The organism is Citrobacter freundii complex sp. CFNIH4, assembly GCF_002934505.1.
In the GTDB taxonomy this organism is placed as follows: domain Bacteria; phylum Pseudomonadota; class Gammaproteobacteria; order Enterobacterales; family Enterobacteriaceae; genus Citrobacter; species Citrobacter freundii.
Window position 1 is genome coordinate 1714925 of sequence record NZ_CP026231.1, and the last position, 17965, is coordinate 1732889.

The following is a 17965-nucleotide window of genomic DNA, read 5'->3' on the forward strand; positions in this document are numbered from 1 at the left end:
ATTATCGCCGCGCGCTGCACCTTGTCAGCAACCTCAGGGGCAAAATGCCCCTGTTGCAACCATCATCTCACACTAATCGACGTTATGGCGGCAGATTACACAATCGCCTCACCTTCATACGCCTGACGATAGAGTTCGATAACCTGCTCTTTCGTCGCTTTTCGTGGATTCGTCAGTTGGCACACATCTTTCTTCGCATTTTCAGCCATCACAGCAAAGTCTTCCGGTTTAACGCCCAGGCTCTTGAGATCTTTCGGGATCCCGACTTGTTTACCCAAACGCTGGATAGCGCTAATCGCTTTGAGCGCCGCTTCATCTGTCGATAGACCCGCGACATTTTCCCCCATTGCTTCAGCGATATCCCTGAACCGATTTAAGTTGCCAATTAAATTAAATGATTCTACATACGGCAGCAGAATGGCATTACATACGCCATGCGGTAAATTATAAAAGCCGCCTAATTGGTGCGCCATCGCGTGCACATAACCTAACGACGCATTATTGAAGGCAATACCGGCCAGATATTGCGCATAGGCCATATTATCTCTGGCCTTCATATATTCACCGTTAGCAACTGCTTTCGGCAAATATTGCGTGATCATTTTAATGGCTTTTAATGCCGCCGCATCTGTCAACGGATTCGCCATGGTGGAAACATAGGCTTCTATCGCATGGGTTAATGCATCCATACCTGTCGCCGCAGTAAGCGACGGCGGCATACCCACCATCAACTCGGGGTCATTAATGGAGATTTGTGGCGTCACGCGCCAATCAACAATCGCCATTTTCACCTTGCGTTCGGTATCGGTAATAATACAGAAGCGCGTAATTTCAGACGCGGTGCCTGCGGTGGTATTAATGGCCATCAGTGGGATCATGTTGTTGATTGATTTATCAATACCTTCAAAATCACGGATACTCCCTCCGTTGGCAGCGATCAAACCAATCCCTTTCGCACAGTCATGAGAAGAACCACCGCCGAGAGACACAATGGCATTACACTCATTCTCACGATAGGATTTAATCCCCTCTTCCACATTTCTATCGGTTGGGTTAGGTTCTGCGCCGCCAAATATATGTACCCCAATGCCTACCTGCTGATAAATCGCCGCCACTTTATCTGCCATACCACTTTTGGCGAGAAATGCATCCGTCACAATCAGTATTTTTTTGACATTTAATGTTTTCGCAAGAACACCGGCTTCTTGCACACTTCCCTCACCAAAGACATTCCGTGTGGGCAAAAAATAATATGTTGACATCGTTTTCCCCTATTTCGTCATAATGGCTATAAGAATGTCCATTTAGGCTCCTGAATCCTGGTCATGGAAACAGCTTCATCACAGCAAAATAGAATGATGCCATGGCGAAAATAGCAAAAGCGCAGGCTGAACATCTGCTGGCAGTGTAAGGGATACCTCATAAAGAACCGTGATCAACCACACAAAAAGAATGATCTTTTTTAACAATAAGTGACATTGCATTCACAACTAGGCTGCGTTGCATTCGCAATCACGTTGCTTTTGGTGAGTGGAGTACGTGAGTTAAATAAAAAGCTACAACGTATTGAAATGGAGAGGCCGTTACTGCATATGCGCATCGCCAAGGCGGTATGGCATCCTGCCTACAACACCGCCTGTTACGCTACAGATGAGAAAACTGTCTTATCCGTTAACGACCCGGATCACATACCGTTAGTCCCACTCCCACACAAAACAACAGCGATTTTCTCATCGGGGTTTGTGACGAAGCATCTTCTTGTTACGGCCGCAACAGCCGTAGCCGCGCCCAATTCAATTGCCAGCCCTGTCGACGCCCATACTTCCCGTGCTGACGCTTCTACCTGGTCTTCAGGGACGAGGACAATCTCGTCTACATACTGCTCCGTCAATGCAAAATTAATCGCTTCTGTTGAACGTGCCGCAAGGATGGGAACAATCGTTTTTACATTCTCCAGTTTTACGATTTTTTGCTGCTGACGGCTGGTCCACATCATCGGGCATCCCGCTGCTTCAACACCAATGATACGAATGTCAGGTTTAAGCAGCTTGGCTGCCTGTGCCACCCCAGCGATAAGTCCGCCACCGCCGATTGAAACGACCAGTGTGTCAACCTCTGGCCATTGCTCCAGAATTTCCAGCACGATGGTTCCCTGACCAATGACGACATCTCTGTCAGCATAGGGGTGAAGTAATGCGCCCCCCGTTTCCTTTACTCGAACGCCGGCAGCATCCCAGCTTTGATCCCAGAAGTCGCCTTCGACAGTCAGTTTTGCTCCGTAACTTTCAATACGCTTTCGCGTCAGATCCGTGCTGGTATTCATCACAAAGACATCTGCGGGTATGCTGAGTTGCTGCCCTACGTAAGCGACTGCCGCACCGAAATTTCCCCCTGACGCAGTGGCTAACCCCTGCTGACGAACTGAGAGTGGGAGATTGAGGACACGGTTAAATGCACCTCGGGCTTTAAACGAGCCGGTTACCTGACAACATTCAGCTTTCAGTCTGAGCTCAATTCCCGGCACGGGCTGCCAGGGTGCCGTTTCAACAAGCGGCGTTTTGCGCACCCACGGTCGTACTCGATCCAGAGAAGCCTGATAGTCCGACAGGGTGATATCCTGATTCATGAGCGTTCCTTATTCGACAGGTTTTGTACCAAAACCGCAAGACTGTTGCCCTGAGACGTAGCACCAAAAGTGCGCTGAGAATAGACCCGTCCCTTGACCTTAAAATGTATAGCCTGCGGTATGGCTTCTGGTTCTGAGAGGCGGTGAAGCCATCCAGCCAGATCACCTGCTTGTACTTCATCACCGATTTCCACCACGGGTTCAAACCATCCATCGCCGGGCGAAAGAAGATTGCCACCGGCAGGAATGAAGACCTGTAATGAAGGATCGGCAGGCTGTGACGCGGTATTGATTAAGGAAGGTGCGAACAAGTTCCTGATATGAGATCATCATATTCATCCGGAGCGCATCCCAGAGGGACATCATGAGCCATCAACTCACCTTCGCCGATAGTGAATTCAGCACTAAGCGCCGTCAGACCCGAAAAGAGATTTTCCTCTCCCGCATGGAGCAGATTCTGCCATGGCAGAATATGACCGCTGTCATCGAGCCGTTTTATCCCAAGGCGGGCAATGGCCGACGGCCCTATCCGCTGGAGACCATGCTGCGTATTCACTGCATGCAGCATTGGTACAACCTGAGCGACGGTGCCATGGAAGATGCCCTGTACGAAATCGCCTCCATGCGCCTGTTTGCCCGATTATCCCTGGATAGCGCCCTGCCGGATCGCACCACCATCATGAATTTCCGCCACCTGCTCGAGCAGCATCAACTGGCCCGTCAATTGTTCAAGACCATCAATCGCTGGCTGGCCGAAGCAGGCGTCATGATGACCCAAGGCACTTTGGTGGATGCCACCATCATTGAGGCACCCAGCTCTACCAAGAACAAAGAGCAGCAACGCGATCCGGAGATGCATCAGACCAAGAAAGGCAATCAGTGGCACTTTGGCATGAAGGCCCACATTGGTGTCGATGCCAAGAGTGGCCTGACCCACAGCCTGGTCACCACCGCGGCCAACGAGCATGACCTCAATCAGCTGGGTAATCTGCTTCATGGAGAGGAGCAATTTGTCTCAGCCGATGCCGGCTACCAAGGAGCGTCACAGCGCGAGGAGCTGGCCGAGGTGGATGTGGACTGGCTGATCGCCGAGCGTCCCGGCAAGGTAAAAACCTTGAAGCAGCATCCGCGCAAGAACAAAACGGCCATCAACATCGAATACATGAAAGCCAGCATCCGTGCCAGGGTGGAGCACCCGTTTCGCATCATCAAGCGGCAGTTCGGCTTCGTGAAAGCCAGATACAAAGGGCTGCTGAAAAACGATAACCAACTGGCGATGTTATTCACCCTGGCCAACCTGTTTCGGGTGGACCAAATGATACGTCAGTGGGAGAGATGTAAGCGTCGTCTGAGTACCGTCTGGTCCCGAATCCAGGATCCTGTAACTTAAGCACCCACTTATTTTGCAGGTGGACACCTCATGCGCGCTAAAGAAAGACTTCCCCGGAAACACTATTCCCCTGAATTCAAAATGGAACTGGTCAGGCTGGCTCTTGAAGAAGAAGGCAGTATTGCCGCACTGGCCCGGAAACATGACGTCAATGATAACCTGCTCTTTAAATGGATAAGGCTCTGGCAGCGTGAAGGGCGGGTCTGTCGGCCCCGAAAAAACTCATCGTCGCTTCCTGCCCTGATACCCGTGCAGCTTCAGGCGGGCTCTTCTCTCCCAACCTTCGAACTACCATCCTGCTCTCCTCCCGCTACCTGCCACATAAAATGTCGGGGAGGAGAAATAACACTGACTCATCCCTCTGCTGAACTCATGAGCACTGTCCTGCGCGAACTGATGCGGGGGCCGGTATGATAAATCTTCCCGCAGGCACAAAAATCTGGCTGGTTGCCGGTATCACCGATATGCGCAACGGCTTCAATGGCCTCGCCGCAAAGGTGCAGACCGCGCTGAAAGATGACCCGATGTCCGGCCACGTCTTCATCTTCCGGGGACGCAGCGGCAGTCAGGTAAAACTGCTCTGGTCCACCGGCGATGGTCTGTGCCTGCTGACAAAGCGACTGGAACGTGGTCGCTTCGCCTGGCCCTCAGCCCGCGATGGCAAAGTGTTCCTGACGCCGGCGCAACTGGCGATGCTGATGGAAGGTATCGACTGGCGACAGCCAAAGCGGTTACTGACATCCCTGACCATGTTGTAGCGCTCTTTATCCTGGTTGTCGCAGAATAAGCCTGGTAAAATACAGGCTTATGAACGATACCTCTTCTGACGACATCCTTCTGCTGAAACAGCGCCTGGCCGAACAGGAAGCGTTGATCCACGCCCTGCAGGAAAAGCTGAGCAACCGGGAACGCGAAATAGACCATCTGCAGGCGCAACTGGATAAGCTGCGCCGGATGAACTTCGGCAGTCGTTCCGAAAAGGTATCCCGCCGTATCGCGCAAATGGAAGCTGACCTGAACCTGCTGCAGCAGGAAAGCGATACGCTGACCGGCCGGGTGGATGACCCGGCAGTGCAGCGCCCGCTGCGTCAGACCCGCACCCGCAAACCGTTCCCTGAGTCACTCCCACGGGATGAGAAGCGGCTGCTGCCGACTGAGCCGTGTTGCCCGGAGTGCGGTGGTTCGCTGAGTTACCTGGGTGAGGATGCCGCCGAACAGCTGGAGCTGATGCGCAGCGCCTTCCGGGTTATCCGGACAGTCCGTGAAAAGCATGCCTGCCGTCGGTGCGATCGCATCGTTCAGGCCCCGGCTCCTTCGCGCCCCATCGAACGGGGGATCGCCGGACCGGGGCTGCTGGCCCGAGTGCTGACCTCAAAGTATGCAGAGCACACACCGCTGTATCGCCAGTCGGAGATCTATGCCCGCCAGGGTGTAGTGTTGAGTCGTTCTGTACTGTCGGGCTGGGTGGATGCGTGTTGTCGTCTGCTGGCACCGCTGGATGAAGCCCTTCAGCACTATGTCCTGACCGACGGCAAACTCCATGCTGACGATACGCCTGTCCCGGTGCTGTTGCCGGGCAATAAGAAGACGAAGACCGGGCGCTTATGGACGTACGTTCGAGACGACCGCAACGCCGGATCAGCGCTGGCCCCCGCAGTGTGGTTCGCTTACAGCCCGGACAGAAAAGGTATCCACCCTCAGACCCATCTTGCAGGCTTCAGTGGCGTACTGCAGGCTGATGCCTACGCCGGGTTCAACGAGATCTACCGCGACGGCCATATAAAGGAAGCCGCGTGCTGGGCCCATGCCCGCCGAAAAATCCACGATGTTCACGTCCGTACCCCGTCAGTCCTGACGGAGGAGGCGCTGAAACGGATCGGCGAGCTGTATGCCATCGAGTCGGAGATCAGAGGTAAAAGAGCAGAGGAACGGCAGGCAGTCCGGCACCAAAAAGTGCTGCCGCTGCTGGCGTCACTGGAGGGGTGGCTGCGGGAGAAACAGAAAACCCTCTCAAGGCACTCAGAACTGGCGAAGGCGTTCGGGTATGCGCTGAACCAGTGGCCGGCGCTGATCCGCTATGCAGAAGATGGCTGGGTGGAGGTGGATAATAACATTGCCGAAAACGCCCTACGACGGGTCAGTCTGGGGAGAAAAAACTGGCTGTTCTTCGGCTCGGATCATGGTGGTGAGCGCGGTGCGTCACTGTACAGTCTTATCGGGACGTGCAAATTAAACGGCGTGGATCCGGAACGCTATCTGCATTATGTACTTGATGTCATCGCCGACTGGCCTGTGAACCGGGTGGGTGCTCTGCTCCCGTGGCGGGTTACTCTGCCTGCCTGACCAGCTTCACTTCGTCAATACGGTTCTCACTGCACGCTTACGGAGAGATCTCAGTAAAAACCGGAAATAACGCCAGAAATGGTGGAAAAAATAGCCTAAATAGGCTGATTCGATGTGTTTGCGGGAAAAAAATCGGCCCAGATCCGCGAAATTTTAATCAGCGAGTCAGCTTGGGAAGAAATGACCTGCTTATTCGCACCTTCCCTAAGGTACCAGCACTGGCTCAATGGCTACATACGGCACTTGGTTTACGATTACGATATAAAAGCTCAAGGATGATGAATTCTTTTCTTTATGATTTCGACGTTATTTGTCTCCTGCAACACCACGGGGTTGCTATAACCAGCGACGAACCCGTTGGGTATAGCGTTCCCATTCCAACCCGAAACGTTTTCGAAGCTGTACCTCTTCAACATGGATATGTAATCTGGCTACTACAAACATAAACAACGGTACAGCAAGTATCCCCACCAGGCTGCCAAAGCAGAGAGCAACGGATAACTGGAGCCCGCTCATTCCAAGGTAAATAGGGTTTCGACTCCATGCGTAACAACCGACAGTTACCAGCTTGGTGGTTCTATCCGGATGAAGCGGATTAAGCGTCGTGCCGTTCGTGCTCATCTGCCAAGCGGTGTGCAGTATCATGGTAATACAAACACCGGTCAGCAACACGCTTAGCACTATATTCACGATGTCGAAGGTAAAACGCGGGATTGCAGTCAACACATCAGTGACGAAAAACAGCAATAAGATGAGTGGGGGCGGAAACCATACTCTCAATCGAGTCACGAAGTTACGCATTACACAGACCTATCTCTGAACTAAGCAGCCTGATGGCTGCAAAATGAAAATCCAGTCCTTGCCATTCCTATAGTGACCATGAATCTGACATTATATGCCTGATCTGAAAAGTTATTTTTTTCATAACTGTCCTTATAACGGTGCGGGGTCAGTCCACACCTCTGTTCAGGTGAACAAATTCAGCAGACCACTTCACTGTTAAACCTGTGGCGATTCAGGGTGCCATGTGTATGGCACCTCATCTCTTATTTACTTATTGACTCCGTTACCGCCTGCCAGGTTATAAAGCCACCACTCAGATTATATGTCCTGAAGCCGTGGGCCTGAAGAATACGGTATGCCACATGCCCGCGCAGGCCACTCTGGCACCCTATAAAAATCTCTTTATCTTTAGGCACTTTTTCAAGATTCTCCCGCAGGGAATCCAGTGGAATGGATAGCGCGTCAGGATATTCGCCAAATTGTTTCAGTTCGGCAGGAGAGCGAATATCAAGTAAACAATAACTGCCCGGTTCCCGTTGTAACACATCGCTGACATGACATATGACCGTATCTCCTTTCATTACATTTGTCGCCACCATACCAGCCTGGTTAACGACGTCCCTTGCACTGTTAAAAGGTGGAGCATAAGTCAGCTCAAGATGTTCGAGATCGTTGACGGTAAGCCCCGCGCGCTGTGCGACAGACAGGACATCGATGCGTTTATCAACCCCTTTTTTCCCTGATGCCTGAGCCCCGAGAATTTTACCGGTATCGGGGCTGAACAGCAGTTTCAGACTGATCATCGTTGCCCCCGGGTAGTAACCGGCATGATCAGCGGCATGGACGTAAACCTTCTCGTATCGGGTGCCATGAACTTTCAGCTGCTTTTCATTCGCACCGACGCTGCCAATACTCAGCGAAAATACCTTACAAATGGATGTCCCCTGACTGCCATGGTAAAGGCTGTGACGATCTAGCATGTTATCAGCAGCAATGCGTCCCTGGCGGTTGGCGGGCCCTGCCAGAGGAAAATTAGCGGGTTCCTGAAAGACAAAGTCTGGAGTTTCAACGGCATCCCCCACGGCGTAGATGTCAGGGATACTGGTCTGCATACAGGCATTGACGCTTATGCCTCCCCGTTTACCCACTGCGAGCCCGGCTCCTGTGGCAAGGCTGTTCTCAGGTTTTACCCCGATGGCGAGAATAACCATGTCGGTCTGCAGAAACCCACCCTCAGACAGTGCAACGCGGAATCCCGTCTCTGTCCGCAGTACCTCGGTGAGCGCCGTTCTGAGACGCAGATCCACGCCATGACTCCGGATTTCCTGATGCAGGGCAGATGCCATTTCAGGATCAACCGGAGCCATAACCTGTTCCCCCATCTCCAGCAGGGTCACACTGATCCCCCGTTCGCTCAGAGCCTCCATCACTTCAAGTCCGATAAATCCCCCCCGACAAGCGTGGTGTGAGCTACGTGATGTTGCTCAATCCACCCCAGGATAGCATCCATGTCAGTAAGATTTCGCAGCGTAAAGACACCCTCTTCCTGTAGCCCGGGCAAAGGAGGGACAACCGGAGCGGCGCCGGTACTGAGGAGCAGACGATCCCATTCTTCGCTATAGACCTCCCCTGAGGTCAGATTTTTAACCGTCACCGTTTTATTAACCGGATCCACTGACGTCACTTCATGACAGATACGGACGTCTATGTTAAAGCGGGATTTAAAATCCTCCGGGGTTTTCAGAATCAGTGACTGCCTTAAAGGAATTTTTCCGCCTATATGATAAGGTAATCCACAGTTGGCGAAAGAGACATCGCTTCCCCGTTCAAACACAACAATACTGACATCCTCTGATAACCGACGAGCTCTGGCTGCAGCGGATGCCCCGCCGGCAACACCACCAACAATCACTATTTTCATTACATCCTCTCTGTTCACCCGGGGCAAAAATGCCTGCCAGATATAATCGTTTCCCCGGGCCGGCAGGACGCTGCAGACCTGACGAACACGATGGCAAAATTACGATACCGTTAGTATACTAAATTATATTATATAAAAACACATAGTATGAGAAATCAGCAATGCTCATGAATGAAGACACAAAACGTCAGACAGATATGAAGAATGCGGCCCTGAGGGCAGCAGATGTCTTACGGGGACTGGCCAACAGCGACCGGTTGCTGTTGATGTGTCAGTTAAGCCTGGGGGAAGCGAATGTGGCCGGGCTGGAAGCGGCGGTCGGTATCACTCAGCCGACCCTGTCCCAGCAGCTGGGTGTAATGCGCCGCCTGAAGCTGGTCGAGACCCGACGGGCAGGTAAAATGGTATATTACCGTATTGAGGATAACCGTATCATGACGTTGTTAAATACCTTATATGATCTCTACTGCCCGCAGGCAGGCACCGGTAAAGGAAGCCATAACAACGAATAATATGATCCTGCTTTCCCCGTAAACCGTTTTATCCATGCATCATTAACCCTGTTCAGGCTGTGAAATGCCAGACCGGAACCTGCGATACCTTAACGGGAAAACAACAGTGGTCCGGATATACCAGCCGATGATGCCCGTCACGGACTGTATTTCTCGTTCACGCATTCACTGATTAACCCACTGATTCAATGGTGTTTAATACTGTGACGGTCAGAAAAAACAGCCACAGGAACACGGATGATTCTGCACTGTCAGTAATAGCCTGTGGCTGACAAACCGTTTTTTCTGCTGCCACGGGGTGACATTATTCAAGCAGGCTACGCAACATCCAGGCAGTTTTCTCATGTAACTGGATACGTTGTGTAAGCAGATCTGCTGTGGCTTCATCATTCGCATTATTAACGAGCGGGAACAGGGAGCGTGCAGTTTTAACCACGGTCTCCTGGCCCTGGACAAGATTTTCAATCATGTTTTTTGCTGCCGGAATATCCTTATCTTCATTAACCGCTGTTAAACGTGAAAATTCATGATATGTGCCGGGCGCGAAGCATCCGAGCGAGCGTATACGTTCAGCGATATCATCAACGGCAGTGGCCAGCTCATTGTATTGATTTTCAAACATTAAATGTAAGCTGTTAAACATGGGGCCAGTTACATTCCAGTGATAGTAATGTGTTTTTATATACAGGGTATAGGTGTCAGCAAGAAGCCGGGACAGGCCGTCTGCAATCTCCACCCGGGATGATTCAGCAATACCAATATCAATGATTTGTTTACTCATAACTACCTCTTACACGGTTTCAGTGGAATATACGATATGCGATTATTCTTTCCGGTCTGAGCAAAACACGCCTCAAATTTTTATAATAACCAGGTACACCTGTCGTCTGTCACACTAGCGATGCGCCAGAGCAATATCCTGCGACGGAACAATGAATTTCGCCGTGGCACGTGCCACTGTCTGCTGTCCTTTTGTCAGCCATGCTTCAAGCAGGTAAATCCCCCTGCGTTGCCCAAGCAGTCTGGCACATACCATCAGTTTGTCTCCGGTACAAACGGGTGAAATGAATCTTACCGTCAGTTCAGCCGTCAGGGCTTGCACACCCTGCATGAACAAACAATGAGTCATTGCTGCATCCAGCAGGGTACTCGTCATTCCGCCATGTAAAAGACCCGTATACCCCTGATGCCTGTGATTGGCCGTGTAGTCCGCACATACAGAGCCATCCGGGTGCTCTGAAAACATTAAGTTCACCGTATCAGGGTTGTTGTCGCGGGAACTACAGACCATACAACAGGTATGGGCCTTTCTGGCATCAAGATAACAATTCATCTGTTTCTGCTCAGCGTCCGGTTGTACTGACGGGAGGCATCCGGAATTCAGTCAGCTGAGGGGCTCCCCCGGCATCATTACTGCCTCCTCCACACATTCCGGCTCCTGGTTTATACACAATACGGGTCTGATAAAAATCACCGCCCGTGATGAAATAAACTCATGAATGGCAACAGCGCCCGTTTCCGTGATGATGCTGACGCCCACCCTGGCACGCATTTTCTGCTGTGTTCCCGTCAGAGTGACAGCATTTTTTCCCTTTCGCCTCATGATGAAAGGACTGGCGTCCCTGCTCCGGCTTATTCAGTTCAGTCAGAACACGGGTATCCGGATCACACAGTTCAGTGAACAAACGACGACCACAGTCAGTCTGGTACACCGCGATCTGATGCCCCAGTAATTTACCCAGCATCCGTTCCCCGATGTTACGGACCACAACGCGGCTGACTTGCTGTTGAACCAGCAGGTCAACCAGCTTCCGTTTACCTGAACAATCTGCGCCCAGCGCGGGATTTTCTGTCCGGCTGAGCTCCACACCGCGCTCATCCACCAGGACAAGGTGACTCGCTTTGGTAAAATGATTTGCTACCCGGTCGTCATTCACTGGAATGGCTGTGATCATCTTGTGTAACTCCTTCCCTTTCAGAGTGCATTATTAAGGCCTTGCCCTGAGTGAGACAGTCCACAACCTTAAAACGGGCTGCTTTCAGGACATTGGCCAGTGTCTGCCTTGAAACCCCCATTGCAACAGCCGCTTCCTGCTGTTGCATGCCCAGTAAATCGACCAGCCGTAACGCTTCAAACTCATCTTCTTTTAAATGAACATGTTCAAGCTGGCTCATCGGTAGCGCATTGGGCTTAAAACAGGTATCCGCAGGGCGGCCACAGATGTTACGGGGAATTCTGGGTCTTGGCATGAAGGCTCCTTATTGGCATATGCTATATATACACTCATAAACTGGCATATGCAATATACTCTGCTCACCGGTGGAGAATTTTTTGCTTTACCCTGGAGTCTGTAAGTGGGCAGCAGGTCATGAGAGATGAAGAGAAAGAAAACAGATACTGTATGAGACTCAATTTAAAGTGCTGCCATAAGGGGGTCGTCTCAGAAAACGGAATCTATGGTCACTCCCGTTTTTGCAACACCGATTTTGACGACAAGTTGGCTTGCTTGAATCTATCCGGCGTCTGAATGGGATTTTATTCCCGCGCCTCGATGAGTTCCGCGCCTGATGAACCTCCAGAAAATATACGGCTTCAATGAGCCTTTCCGTTTTACAGGTTCCTCAACAGGCCGGTGGGCCGTTAGTATCATCAATATCAGTATTCGCAAAACCAGATGAATGATTGTTTAAACTGGTGTATTTCTGCCTTTATGCTTCGTAAGTTTGCTGTCGCGCCGTCAGTGCCCAGGCTATTCTGGCCAGCTTGTTTGCCAGAGCACAGGTGACGACAAAGTTGCTTTTCCGACACAACAACTCCCTGACCCAGTCGGCCAACTTGCCAGACTGGTGTTCCAGTTTTTGTATGAATACCCTGGCACACTGAACCAACAAAGTTCGGATCTTTTTGTTGCCCCGCTTGCTAATCCCTAACAATGTCGTCCGACCTCCCGTGCTGTACTGTCGGGGTACCAGCCCTGTTGCCGCCGCAAAGTCACGGCTGCTGGCGTACTGCTTCCCGTCGCCAATCTCAGTTGAAATAGTACTGGCAGTCAGCGTTCCAACGCAGGGAATACTCAGCAAGCGCTGTCCAACCTCATCTTCGTCCAACTTTCGTTTCAACTGAGATTCCAGATCTTTAATCTGCTCAACAAGATAGTGATAATGCTGTTGTAATTTCAGCAGTAACTGGCTGAGATAAAGAGGCAAACTACTGTCCTCAAGAAGGGTACTCAGTCGACTAATAACGGCAGCACCTCGCGGAACGCTGATACCAAATTCCAGCAGAAAAGCATGCATCTGATTAGTTGTTTTCACCTTATCCTGAACCAGGGATTCACGGACACGATGCAGAGCTCGCATTGCCTGCTGAGATTCGGTTCTGGGCTGCACGAAACGCATAGATGGACGTGATGCTGCTTCACAGATAGCTTCAGCATCAACGAAGTCATTTTTGTTGCTTTTAACGAATGGGCGGACAAATTGCGGTGATATCAGCTTTGGAAAATGCCCTAACTCTGCCAGCTTGCGTGCCATAAAGTGAGAACCGCCACAGGCTTCCATCGCGATGGTTGTTGCCGGGCATGTCGCCAGAAATTCGATTAGCTTTGGTCGGGTGAATTTTTTACGGTAAACGGCCTTCCCACGATGATCCTGACAATGAATATGGAAAGAGTTCTTACCCAGATCGATACCAATAAGCGCAATGTTTTCCATGATGGTTCTCCGAATGAAAGCCTGTCCTCAGCATAGTACTGGGAAGGAGGGAGTGACCATCTCATTAAATAAAGCACGCTAAGCCGGTGGCAGCGGTCGCAATGGCCTGAACTTCCCCGCACCGACCTTGGCACTGCTGCGCCATAGGTAATCGCCGGTCAGGTTGATATGCTCCCACCCCAGCGGGGACAGATATTGCAGCAACGTGTCGTCCAGCGCCTCGCCCTTATTCAGCCCCGCATGGACGCGGCGGCGCAGCTCCACGCTTTGCAGCCAATCCAGAATGAACAGCGTGCGCTCGATGCGCCCATACATCCGCACCTTGTCGTTGATCGCCTTGCCGGAAGCCTGGAACTGCTGTTGATGCTTGTTCTTGGCCGCATTGAACAGCTTGCCGATGATACGGTCGTGAAGGTCGATGATTTCATCAGTGACGGTGGCCATGCCCTCGATGGCCAGTGCTACCAAGGTGGCGTAACGCCGCTGCGACTCGAACTTGGCCAGGTCGGCGGGCGTCATCTGGCCGCCTTCGCGGGCGATCTTGAGCAAGCGGTTTTGGTGTACCTGCCGTTCGATGCCAGCAGGTAGGTCAAGCGCCTGCCAGGCTTTGAGGCGTTCGATGTGTTCAAGCATGTGGCGCGAGTTTGGCTTGGCGGGCGATTGGCGCAGCCACGCTAGCCACGTCATTTTGCTACCATCCTTGCGCTTGAGCAGTTCGTCCAGGCACTGGCGATGGACAGGTATCAAGGAATCGGCCAATGCCGCATGGATGCTTCGGTTGGCACGGGTAATGGCCTCGGCGCTTGCGCGCTCGATGGCATTCATGGCGGGTAGGATGATGCTCTGCCGCCGCAGGTTTTCAACAAGGGTGCTGGCCAGCACAATGCCTTTGTCTGTTTGCAAGGCCAGTTCGGTCAATGTATGCACGGCTTGCCGGTAATGACTCATGGTGAAGGGCTTGAATCCAAACACCGTTTGCAGCTCGACCAAGTGCTCCCGCCGTGTCTGCTCGCGCTGGCCGTAATGGTTCCAGCTTTCCACCGGCACCTTGAGTTGTGCGGCCACCATGCGCAGCAGGGGCAGAAATGGAGGATCATCGACGCCCAAGAAGATGCCAGGGAATCGCAAGTAGCAAAGCTGCACGGCGAAGCCCAATCGATTCGCGGCGCCGCGACGCTGACGGATCACCGACAGGTCGGTTTCGTTGAACGTGTAGTGCCGTATCAGTTCGTCTTTGGCATCTGGCAGTGTCAGCAGACTTTCGCGCTCGGTGGCGGACAGGATTGAGCGGCGTGGCATGGTCAGTCTTCCCGCAGGTACTGGTACAAGGTTTCGCGGCTGATGCCGAAGTCACGGGCCACCAAGGTTTTCTGGTCGCCTGCCGCAACTCGCCGTTTCAACTCGGCAATTTGTTCGCTGTTCAGCGATTTCTTTCGTCCCCGGTAGGCCCCGCGCTGCTTAGCCAGCACGATTCCCTCGCGCTGACGTTCGCGGATCAGAGCGCGCTCGAACTCAGCAAAGGCTCCCATGACCGACAGCATCAGATTGGCCATCGGTGAGTCCTCGCCGGTGAACGTTAGCCCTTCTTTGACGAACTCCATGCGCACGCCCCGTTGTGTCAGCCCTTGGACGATGCGGCGCAGGTCATCAAGGTTGCGTGCCAACCTGTCCATGCTATGCACCACCACGGTGTCGCCCTCGCGGACGAAGGCCAGCAGCCTTTCAAGTTCGGGACGTTGTGTGTCCTTGCCTGAAGCCTTATCGGTGAATACCTTGCCGACTTCTATTTGTTCCAGTTGTCGATCAGGATTCTGGTCGAAGCTGCTGACGCGAACGTAGCCGATACGTTGACCTTGCAAGATGCCTCCAAAGGTAAAAATGTCAGGATGAAATCTATTACCCTTGGCTGAATGTGTCAATAAATATAAATTAATACCCTACTCTGACGTTGTTTGTGCTCAACATCTGACATCAGGTTAGGGTTAGTCTTAACTGACACCACCTCCCAGGGCCTGATATAAAGCAACACTATCGACTAGGCGTTGTGCCTGGACCGCAACCATATTGATCCGGATTGACTGTGCCTGTTGCTGCGCGATGAGCAGTTGCAGGTAGCTGGCCGCGCCCAGCCGGTATTGCCGCTCGACCGACTGCAAGGAGGCCTGTGCAGCCATATCAGCGGCAGCGAGGGCAGTCAAAGTTTGTGCATCGCTTTCCACCGCGCGCAGGGTGTCGGCGACGTTACGCAAAGACTCCAATACGACGCTCTGGTAATTGGCTACGGCGGCATCAAAAGCGGCGAGCGCCGCTCTTTTTTCAGCGGGTAGCCCTGGATTAAAAAGAGGCTGGGTGAGCTGCGCAACCAGGCCCCACACTGCCGAGCCACCACCGAACAGGGCACCGGTGGTCAGCGCCTGAGAACCAAGGTTGGCGCTCAGGTTGATCTGTGGGTAGAGCTTGGCGACAGCCACACCATAGTCTGCATTGGCCGCATGCAACAGCGCCTCTGACGCCTGGATATCCGGTCGGCGGCGCACCAGTTCTGAGGGCACGACGAGCGGCATCTCGACGGGTAGAGTGAAATCGGCCAGAGTGAAGGCCGGGATGCCACCCGTGCCTGGGGCACGACCGGCTAGCACCGCCAGTAGATGTTCGGTTTGTTGCAGTTGTTTACGCAGCGCAGGCAGTTCTGCCCGCGTTTGCTCCGCCTGAGCTTGTAGGCTCAACGCTTCATCAGGTGAGGCCTGACCGATACGCACGCGTTCATGGGCCAGGCGCAGTTGCTCATCCTGCACGCGCAAAATGGCAGTAGTGGCTTCTAGTTGCGCGGCGAGGCGTGCTCGGGTAATGGCAGCGGTTGCCATGTTGCCGGCAAGGGCCAGGCGCGCAGCATTCAGTTCGAAGCGACGGTAGTCGGCGCGAGCAGCCAAGGCTTCGAGTGCGCGCCGGTTGCCGCCAGCCAGATCGAGGTTGTAATGCACGCCAACGCTGGCGTTGTAGAGGCTGAATTGACGTGCGTCTCCGCTCAACCCTTGGCTACTGGGACTCATTTGCTGGCGCTGAGATCCCAGTGCGACATCTACCTGTGGATATTGCGTCGAGCCCGCCTGTGCGGCAAGAAGCTCCTGCGCCTGTCGCAAATTGGCGCTGATGCTCGCCAGCGTCGGGCTGACATGGAAAGCTTCGTTTATCAGTCCGTCGAGTGCGGATGAACCCAAGCTTTGCCACCATTGCGTTTCGATCGGAAGCCCTTCGACTAGACGTTGTGTTTCGCCGAACTGCGTGGGAGCGGACACGGTTCTATCAGCTACCGGTGTTGCAGTGTAGCGAGCCACATCGGGTGCGGTGGGACGCTGAAAATCAGGGCCGGCGGCGCAGCCGGCCAGACCGGCGGTGACCAGACCAGCTACCAGGTAAGTTGCCGCAAGCCGTCTTTCGAGGCTGATGGGGCGCTGGCATGTTTTAGCGTGCTCCATAAAAATGCTCCACGAAAGGTTTACGGAAAGCTTGGTGGCAGCCCAAGCAGCTTTCCTGCACGTGGGCGAATGATTGGGTCACCGCCTTGCCGTCGCTGCTCGCAGCAGCCAGCTTCATGGCCAGCGCCGCCTCGTGAGTCTGCGCGTCAAAGTTTCTGAACTTGGTCGCATCAGCGCCGAGGTAAGCAAGGATGCGCATTTTTTCAGTAAGCGGTGGCTCGGGGTGTGCAGCAACTTTTGGGGCGAGCTGAACGACCTGAACCCATTCCTCCTGCGAAATCGCACCGGTAATAGCCTGCATGTTGCGCCCGAGTTCCTGCATGATCTTGCGTAGCGCCAGTGGCTCAACCTGGGTAGCGTCACCAGCCCAAGCTGGCAACTGAAAACCCCATAAAAGCAGGCAGGCCGTAACGGTCAGGGTGATAGTTCCAAATGCGTGGCTGTGTTTGCGGTGGGTCATGAAATTCTCCTGTAATTCAATCGTTCTCTCATTCGAACTCCCGCCCTTCGCCAGCTTCCTCATGGGTCACGCCGTCGCGGATGTGGTAGATGCGCTTGAATGTGGGGATGATCTTTTCGTCATGGGTGACGACGATGATGGCGGTCTCGAACTTCCGGGCCATGTCGTTGAGGATGCGGATTACAGCCATGGCGCGCTCGGAATCCAGCGGCGCAGTGGGTTCATCGGCCAGGATCACCGGCGGACGATTGACCAGTCCGCGCGCGATGGCGACCCGTTGCTGCTCGCCACCGGAGAGTTGCGAGGGCATTGCGCGAGCTCGGTGTTGCACATCAAGCGCTGTGAGCAATTCCAGTGCCTTCGCGCGCGACTCTCCATTCGCGACGCCTGCAAGCATCGGCAGCAGCGCCACGTTGTCGGTGACATCGAGAAACGGAATCAGGTACGGCGCCTGGAAAACGAAACCGATCTTGTCACGCCGTAAGGCGCGCAGGTCGCGGACTTTCCAGCCATCGGCGTAGATCACTTCATCGCCCAGCGTCATGCGACCGGCGGTCGGTTCGATCACCGCACCCAGACACTTGAGCAGCGTGCTCTTGCCGGACCCGGAAGGGCCGATCAGTCCCACCACTTCACCAGGCGCAACATGCATATTCACGTCTCTCAAGGCAAAGACAGCGGTGTCACCATCGCCATACCGCTTGCTTAAACTTTCGATGTGTATCCCTTTGCCACTCATC

The 17965-nt window shown here is 53.2% G+C and carries 19 protein-coding genes and 2 pseudogenes; 5 read left to right on the plus strand and 16 right to left on the minus strand.

From position 1 onward, the window contains the following. Positions 1–95: 95 nt before the first annotated feature. The 3 genes from C2U41_RS08785 to C2U41_RS08795 all read right to left on the minus strand — a co-directional run bounded on the left by C2U41_RS08785 (position 96) and on the right by C2U41_RS08795 (position 2937). On the minus strand, positions 96–1262 hold the full coding sequence (locus C2U41_RS08785) for an iron-containing alcohol dehydrogenase (protein ID WP_024223630.1): 1167 nt from the start codon (positions 1260–1262) through the stop codon (positions 96–98). Between the two features lie 422 nt (positions 1263–1684). Continuing rightward, entirely contained in the window at positions 1685–2626 is a 942-nt protein-coding gene (locus C2U41_RS08790; protein ID WP_044351353.1) for a threonine ammonia-lyase, read from the minus strand. Beyond that, positions 2623–2937, minus strand: a complete 315-nt coding sequence (locus C2U41_RS08795) for a succinylglutamate desuccinylase/aspartoacylase family protein (RefSeq protein WP_044351355.1) — start codon at positions 2935–2937, stop codon at positions 2623–2625. The genes C2U41_RS08790 and C2U41_RS08795 overlap by 4 nt, the downstream gene beginning before the upstream one ends. A 53-nt stretch (positions 2938–2990) precedes the next feature. Here C2U41_RS08795 and C2U41_RS08800 point away from each other — a divergent pair, with 53 nt between their 5' ends. The 4 genes from C2U41_RS08800 (at position 2991) to tnpC (ending at position 6359) form a co-directional block, all read left to right on the plus strand. Further along, positions 2991–4016 carry an IS5-like element ISKpn26 family transposase gene (locus C2U41_RS08800; protein WP_104427098.1) on the plus strand — a complete coding sequence of 342 codons (1026 nt, stop codon included), beginning with the start codon at positions 2991–2993 and terminating at the stop codon, positions 4014–4016. Positions 4017–4097: 81 nt separating this feature from the next. Further along, a complete protein-coding gene (locus C2U41_RS30100; protein ID WP_050586387.1) occupies positions 4098–4430 on the plus strand; it encodes a transposase in 333 nt (110 codons plus the stop codon). Next, positions 4427–4774, plus strand: coding sequence for an IS66 family insertion sequence element accessory protein TnpB (tnpB, locus tag C2U41_RS08810; RefSeq protein ID WP_000609174.1), 348 nt, complete (start codon positions 4427–4429; stop codon positions 4772–4774). The genes C2U41_RS30100 and tnpB overlap by 4 nt, the downstream gene beginning before the upstream one ends. Before the next feature lie 49 nt (positions 4775–4823). Further along, complete coding sequence (gene tnpC / locus C2U41_RS08815) at positions 4824–6359, plus strand: IS66 family transposase (RefSeq protein ID WP_103849262.1); 1536 nt, start codon at positions 4824–4826, stop codon at positions 6357–6359. 336 nt (positions 6360–6695) lie between these two features. Here the strand turns inward: tnpC and C2U41_RS08825 are convergent, their stop codons facing one another. Both C2U41_RS08825 and C2U41_RS08830 read right to left on the minus strand, forming a co-directional pair. Further along, on the minus strand, positions 6696–7160 hold the full coding sequence (locus tag C2U41_RS08825) for a methyltransferase family protein (protein WP_001243598.1): 465 nt from the start codon (positions 7158–7160) through the stop codon (positions 6696–6698). 245 nt (positions 7161–7405) lie between these two features. Next, positions 7406–9063, minus strand: a pseudogene (locus tag C2U41_RS08830) (FAD-dependent oxidoreductase). Between the two features lie 161 nt (positions 9064–9224). Here C2U41_RS08830 and C2U41_RS08835 point away from each other — a divergent pair. Continuing rightward, positions 9225–9575 carry an ArsR/SmtB family transcription factor gene (locus C2U41_RS08835; RefSeq protein ID WP_000928911.1) on the plus strand — a complete coding sequence of 117 codons (351 nt, stop codon included), beginning with the start codon at positions 9225–9227 and terminating at the stop codon, positions 9573–9575. A 304-nt stretch (positions 9576–9879) separates the two neighbouring features. On the opposite strand, the gene C2U41_RS08840 is transcribed toward C2U41_RS08835, so the two are convergent. From C2U41_RS08840 to C2U41_RS08885, 11 genes and pseudogenes are all read right to left on the minus strand, one after another. After that, a complete protein-coding gene (locus tag C2U41_RS08840; protein ID WP_000043177.1) occupies positions 9880–10356 on the minus strand; it encodes a Dps family protein in 477 nt (158 codons plus the stop codon). Positions 10357–10470: 114 nt separating this feature from the next. Continuing rightward, on the minus strand, positions 10471–10731 hold the full coding sequence (locus C2U41_RS29495) for a PaaI family thioesterase (RefSeq protein WP_017901299.1): 261 nt from the start codon (positions 10729–10731) through the stop codon (positions 10471–10473). 337 nt (positions 10732–11068) lie between these two features. Next, a complete protein-coding gene (locus tag C2U41_RS08850; protein ID WP_000626969.1) occupies positions 11069–11530 on the minus strand; it encodes a NifB/NifX family molybdenum-iron cluster-binding protein in 462 nt (153 codons plus the stop codon). Then, the gene (locus tag C2U41_RS08855) at positions 11505–11825 is read right to left on the minus strand and encodes a DUF134 domain-containing protein (RefSeq protein ID WP_047359284.1); all 321 of its coding nucleotides are present in this window, start codon (positions 11823–11825) and stop codon (positions 11505–11507) included. The genes C2U41_RS08850 and C2U41_RS08855 overlap by 26 nt, the downstream gene beginning before the upstream one ends. 459 nt (positions 11826–12284) lie before the next feature. Then, positions 12285–13289: an IS110-like element IS5075 family transposase gene (locus C2U41_RS08860; protein WP_000427614.1), complete on the minus strand. Its 1005-nt coding sequence runs from the start codon at positions 13287–13289 to the stop codon at positions 12285–12287. 78 nt (positions 13290–13367) lie between these two features. Beyond that, positions 13368–13604 (minus strand): Tn3 family transposase, encoded by a 237-nt coding sequence (locus C2U41_RS30105; RefSeq protein WP_176392666.1) that lies wholly within the window; start codon positions 13602–13604, stop codon positions 13368–13370. Further along, a pseudogene (locus C2U41_RS08865) lies at positions 13578–14588 on the minus strand (DUF4158 domain-containing protein); the annotation flags it as partial. The gene C2U41_RS30105 and the pseudogene C2U41_RS08865, both read right to left, overlap by 27 nt. A gap of 2 nt (positions 14589–14590) precedes the next feature. Further along, on the minus strand, positions 14591–15148 hold the full coding sequence (locus C2U41_RS08870) for a recombinase family protein (RefSeq protein ID WP_001162010.1): 558 nt from the start codon (positions 15146–15148) through the stop codon (positions 14591–14593). A gap of 129 nt (positions 15149–15277) precedes the next feature. Beyond that, complete coding sequence (locus tag C2U41_RS08875; RefSeq protein ID WP_011784757.1) at positions 15278–16765, minus strand: efflux transporter outer membrane subunit; 1488 nt, start codon at positions 16763–16765, stop codon at positions 15278–15280. Then, positions 16752–17225 carry a cytochrome c gene (locus tag C2U41_RS08880; RefSeq protein WP_016236502.1) on the minus strand — a complete coding sequence of 158 codons (474 nt, stop codon included), beginning with the start codon at positions 17223–17225 and terminating at the stop codon, positions 16752–16754. The genes C2U41_RS08875 and C2U41_RS08880 overlap by 14 nt, the downstream gene beginning before the upstream one ends. Before the next feature lie 28 nt (positions 17226–17253). Further along, positions 17254–17964: an ABC transporter ATP-binding protein gene (locus C2U41_RS08885; RefSeq protein WP_004393997.1), complete on the minus strand. Its 711-nt coding sequence runs from the start codon at positions 17962–17964 to the stop codon at positions 17254–17256. Position 17965 lies beyond the last annotated feature (1 nt).